The organism is Kitasatospora sp. NPDC056184, assembly GCF_042268405.1.
In the GTDB taxonomy this organism is placed as follows: Bacteria; Actinomycetota; Actinomycetes; order Streptomycetales; family Streptomycetaceae; genus Kitasatospora.
The window spans coordinates 1-4,115 of sequence record NZ_JBHJUI010000058.1 but is presented as its reverse complement, the minus strand read 5'-3'; the positions used below and the strand labels follow the sequence as shown (position 1 = coordinate 4,115).

Annotated in this window: 3 protein-coding genes; 1 reads left to right on the top strand and 2 read right to left on the bottom strand. The window is 73.1% G+C overall.

The window, feature by feature from the left end:
- Window positions 1-76 precede the first annotated feature (76 nt).
- Both ACFC0B_RS40815 and ACFC0B_RS40810 read right to left on the bottom strand, forming a co-directional pair.
- Window positions 77-331: a hypothetical protein gene (locus ACFC0B_RS40815; RefSeq protein ID WP_376098557.1), complete on the bottom strand. Its 255-nt coding sequence runs from the start codon at window positions 329-331 to the stop codon at window positions 77-79.
- Between the two features lie 29 nt (window positions 332-360).
- Window positions 361-1,572 (bottom strand): anion permease, encoded by a 1,212-nt coding sequence (locus ACFC0B_RS40810; RefSeq protein ID WP_376098555.1) that lies wholly within the window; start codon window positions 1,570-1,572, stop codon window positions 361-363.
- Between the two features lie 336 nt (window positions 1,573-1,908).
- Between ACFC0B_RS40810 and ACFC0B_RS40805 the strand changes: the two genes are divergently transcribed.
- Window positions 1,909-3,591: a C40 family peptidase gene (locus tag ACFC0B_RS40805; RefSeq protein WP_376098552.1), complete on the top strand. Its 1,683-nt coding sequence runs from the start codon at window positions 1,909-1,911 to the stop codon at window positions 3,589-3,591.
- The last annotated feature ends 524 nt before the right edge of the window (window positions 3,592-4,115 follow it).

Sequence of the window (4,115 nt, the reverse complement as noted above, 5' to 3'; positions counted from 1 at the left end):
GTCCGGGAGGCCGGCGCGGCGTACCGGGGGCGGGCCGTACCCGTCGTGCGGCGTTCCGCTCCTGCCGCTCGCCGCGCTACTTGTTGGCGATCAGGCTCAGCCCGTAGAGGACGGCCGCGCCGCAGACGGCGAAGCAGGCGTAGGCGCCGGCCAGGGCCAGCCGGCCGCCGGCCACCGTGGCGTTCGGGCCGGCCGCCTCGCGGCGCGCGGTGAGCGCGGCCTCGCGGCGGGACAGGGCCAGGATGCCGAGGGCGAACACGGCGACCACGGCGACGGTGACGCCGAAGCTGACACCGGCGGTCTGGGCCAGGGCGTTCCACTTGATGTGCATGGTGTTTCGAGCTCCTCAGCCGGCGGCGGTCAGGCCGCGACCGTGGTCGAGGCGGGGTTCGGGGTGGCGGACGCGCCGGCCGGGCCGACCTCGGCCGGGGTGACCGCCACCGGGGTGGCGTCGACCGGGGTGACGTCGGAGGTGTCGTTGACGTTGTCCGCGTGGACCGGCTGGCGGCGGGAGATGACCCACATCGCGCCCGAGCCGGCCACCAGCACGGCGCCGACCAGGACGACGCCCCAGGTGCCCCGCTCGGCCAGGTAGGCGGCGAGTCCGCCGACGGTGGCGGCGGCGGGCAGGGTCAGGCCCCAGGTGTAGACCATGCGGCGGACCATGCCCCAGCGCAGCTCGGCCTTCGGGCCGCCGAGGCCGGCGCCCATGATGCCGCCGGAGCAGACCTGGGTGGTGGAGAGGCCGAAGCCCATGCTGGAGGAGGTCAGGATGACCGTCGCGGCGGCCGACTCGGAGGCGAAGCCCTGGCGCGGGGTGATGTCCGCCAGGCCGCTGCCCATCGAGCGGATGATCCGCCAGCCGCCCATGTAGGTGCCGAGCGCGATCGCGGCACCGGCCGAGACGATGACCCAGGTGGGGGGCAGCGCGCCCTTCGGCAGGGCGCCGACCGAGACCAGGGTCAGGGTGATGATGCCCATCGTCTTCTGGGCGTCGTTGGTGCCGTGCGCCAGCGAGATCAGCGAGGAGGAGAAGATCTGGCCGGTGCGGAAGCCCTTGCCGACGGTCTTCTCGTCGCTCTTGCGGGTGATCGCGAAGGCGAGCTTGGTGGCGCCCCAGGAGGCCAGGCCGGCCACCAGCGGGGAGGCGACCGCCGGGATGAGGATCTTGCTGACCACGGTGTCGAAGTTGACGCCGTTGGCGCCGATGCCGACCACGGTGGCGCCGATCAGGCCGCCGTAGAGCGCGTGCGAGGAGCTCGACGGCAGTCCGCGCAGCCAGGTCAGCAGGTTCCAGAGGATGGCACCGGCCAGTGCGGCGAAGATGATCTCCGGATGGATGCCGGCCTTCTCGTTGACGATGCCGCCGGAGATGGTGGTGGCGACCTTCACGGAGAGGAACGCGCCCGCGAAGTTGAGGAGTGCCGCGATGGTGACCGCGACCTTCGGCCGGAGGGCTCCCGTCGCGATGGAGGTGGCCATCGCGTTGGCGGTGTCGTGGAACCCGTTGGTGAAGTCGAAGGCGAGCGCCGTGATGATCACAACGGCTACCAGGAACGAGATGTGTTCCATACCCAAACAATCGTCGTAGTTGTCGCACTGACGTTGGTGTCGTGCGTGACGCTAGGGACGCTTGGTGAACGGAAGGTGAACTGACGTCGGAGTTGAGGTTCTGACGGTGTCCGAGGGGTTGCCGGAACCTTTCCGAAGGGTGGCGTCCGCCGTGCTGAGCTGGACATTAGTGGAGATCCGTCCGCTTCGCCCGTTTTGCTGAGAGTTGCCTCACAGGGGCGGTGAAAAATTCATCGGGCCGTACGGGCGCGGTCTGTTTCCGGCGAGTAACCCGTGGCAGGATCAGCCGGAGGTCCGGGTACCCCGGAACGCGGGCGGACGGGGAGGACGAGACCCATGGGCGGGGCGCGACGGCGTACGGAGCTTGCGGACGGACGACTGACGGGCGCACCCGGTGGCCGGCGGCCGGCCTGGGTCCGGGCCGCGCTGCGCTGTGGTGCCGTCCTCGCGGCCGCCGCCCTGTCACTGCCGCTGGCCGCCGGCGCGGCCTGGGCCGACCCGGCCCCGACGGCCCCCGCCGCTGCGGGCGCCGACGCCGCGGTCGGCGACCCGCTCGCCGAGGCCAAGGCCACCCTCGGCCCGCTGCTCGACCAGTTGCACGCGCTGTACCAGGGGGCCGAGGCCGCCACCGAGCAGTACAACGCGGCCGTCGACAAGGTCGCCGCGCAGCAGGCCTCGCTCGCCGAGCTCAAGACCAAGCTGGAGCGCCAGCAGAAGCAGGTCGACGCCGGGACCGACATCGCCTCCCAGCTCGCCGCGGCGCAGTACCGCAACGGCTCCGCCTCCGCCTACGCCGAGCTGCTGCTCTCCAAGGACCCGTACGAGGCCGTCACCATCGCCGAGCTGCTCGCCGCCGCCAGCCGCTCGCAGAACGAGTTCCTCAACAAGCTGACCGCCGACCGCGACGCGCTCGGCGGGCTGAAGAAGCAGAACGAGGAGGCGCTCGTCACCTCGCAGACCCTGGTCACCCAGCAGGACGCGGCGAAGGCCAAGGTCGCCGCCGACCTCGCCGCCGTCGAGCAGCTGGTCTCCTCGCTCACCGGCGCCCAGCGCGCCGAGCTGGAGCAGGTCGAGAAGGCCAAGGCCGACGAGGCCCAGCTCGCCTTCCTCGCCAGCGGCGTGCTCGGCAAGGGCGAGCGGACCCCCTCGCTGGCCGGCCGCGCCGCGGTGGCCTGGGCGCTCGCCCAGCTGGGCAAGCCGTACGTGTGGGGCGGTGCCGGGCCGGACGTCTTCGACTGCTCGGGGCTCACCTCGCAGGCCTGGCTGCACGCCGGCAAGCCGATCCCGCGCACCAGCCAGGAGCAGTGGGCGCAGCTCCAGCACGTGCCGCTCAACCAGCTGCGGCCGGGCGATCTGATCATCTACTTCGAGGGCGCCACGCACGTCTCGATGTACATCGGCGGCGGGCTCGTGGTGCACGCGCCGCGGCCGGGTTCGTTCGTCAAGGTCGGGCCGATCGGGGCCAACCCGATCCTCGGTGCGGTCCGGCCGGACCCGGACGGCGCGGCCGACGAGGCGGGCGGCGCCTGGAAGGTGCCGGACCTGCCGGCCGGCTGGGACTCGGTCACCCCGATCGCGTCCAGCCCGCTGAACCAGCCGCCGGTCCCGCCCGGCACGCCGGTCCCGCCGCCCGTCACCCCCGCGCTTCCCGGTACCCCCGAGGCGACCCCGGGCACGCCCACCACCCCGGGCACCACCCCGGACCCGTCCGCCACCGGCACGCCGACCGGTACGCCGACGGGCACTCCCACGGGGACGCCGACCGGTACCCCGACGGGAACCCCGACCGGCACGCCCACCGGTACGCCGACGGGCACTCCCACGGGGACGCCGACCGGCACGCCGACGGGAACCCCGACCGGCACGCCCACGGGCACGCCCACCGAGACCCCGTCGGGTTCCCCGACCGGCACCGGCACCGGCTCGCCCACCGCCACCGGCTCCAACACCGCCAAGGCCTCCGGCACCGCCTCCGCCTCCGGTACCGCCTCCGGCACCCTCGCGCCCACCCAGAACTGACCCGCACGGCGAGAGGCCGGGCCCCGAGACCCTTCTCGGTGCCCGGCCTCACGCGTACCCACCCCACACCTGACCGGCGGCCGCACGTTGCGCTCGCCGTGGGTGGACGGGTCGGGGCCGGAGTAGGAAGTCGGGCCCGCCGACTTCCTACTCCATCACCGCCGCGCCAAAGACCTTGGCGGCGATCGCTCGGCCCGAGCGATCGCCACTGAAGGCCACCCCCCCTCTCCACCAGAGCGGCCCCGGAGCAGGAAGTCGACGGAACCGATTTCCTGCTCCGGGGCCGCACGATGGGAACCGCGCGCGAGCTTGATGGGCGCCGCCTTGCCCCGGGCTACTGACGGGACGTGGGCGGAGTGGGAAGTCGGTGGGGCCGACTTCCCACTCCAGGGCGGTGGTTGTCGGGGTTGGTTTCGGGGCTGAAGTGGTGGGCCTGGCGGGCGATCCAGGTGTATTCGGGGGTGCCGTCGGGGTTGGTGCGGAGTTCCCAGCGGCCGTGGCGGGTGATGGGGGGTGGGGGCGGG